The sequence below is a fragment of the Winogradskyella sp. ECml5-4 genome, from assembly GCF_036903175.1.
GTDB lineage: Bacteria > Bacteroidota > Bacteroidia > Flavobacteriales > Flavobacteriaceae > Winogradskyella > Winogradskyella damuponensis.
The window spans coordinates 1-753 of the sequence record NZ_JAYJLF010000077.1; the positions used below are offsets into that span (position 1 = coordinate 1).

General features: G+C 32.1%; 1 protein-coding gene. It reads right to left on the reverse strand.

Annotated features, from left to right (window positions below; all coding sequences use genetic code 11):
- Positions 1–137: 137 nt before the first annotated feature.
- On the reverse strand, positions 138–644 hold the full coding sequence (locus tag VDP25_RS17720) for a hypothetical protein (protein WP_334471985.1): 507 nt from the start codon (positions 642–644) through the stop codon (positions 138–140).
- Between the last annotated feature and the right edge of the window lie 109 nt (positions 645–753).

The following is a 753-nucleotide window of genomic DNA, read 5'->3' on the forward strand; positions in this document are numbered from 1 at the left end:
CAACGGTTTTGTATAAGAATAGTTGCGTGTTTGCGTGCGAGGATTTTCCGAAGGAAAATCAGATGTAGCAAATACGCAACTACCTTTATTTAAGCACAAATTAGCAATTATTTTTATACGTTGTTGGCAAATCGTTTTTATGTTTTCTCTTTTTTCAATTTCCGCTTTTCTTTCCGTCTTTCACTTTTTGATTTCCGGTCATAACTTGCGAGCCAATTGATATATTTTTCTTTAAATGATTTTCCACCATCTTTCTCAATCCAAGGTAAATAATATTCAATTAAGTTCGGATTATTTTCACAAAATTCCATCGTACAGTTTTGGACTCCAGTAACTATAAAATATGGCATTCCCTCAATTCGGTCAGCGATAATAATTGCAATTTCTCCTTTCGTTAAATTCCGCTCTTGACATTCCGATTTAACTTTAGTCAGAGTTGAGTCAGTAAAAAAATCCGCAAGAGTTTTTAGCGAGTTTTCTCCAAAAGCAATAATCTTTTTAGCTTGTTCTGTTTTTGTTATTTCTTTAGAGTTTTCCGTTTCCGAAATTCCGTTTAATAGTAAGTCAATTTCAGATTCGGTTTGTGAGAAACTCAAATTGAGATTCAGCAGAATTGTCAAAAGTAATAGTCCAATTTTTTTCATTCAGTTTAGATTATTTTCAAATCTATTCTTTGTTTAGTAATTCCGAAACTCTAAATGAGTGAGCGATGATTTTCAATTAGTTAACGATTCTCTTAAATGTTTGCCAACG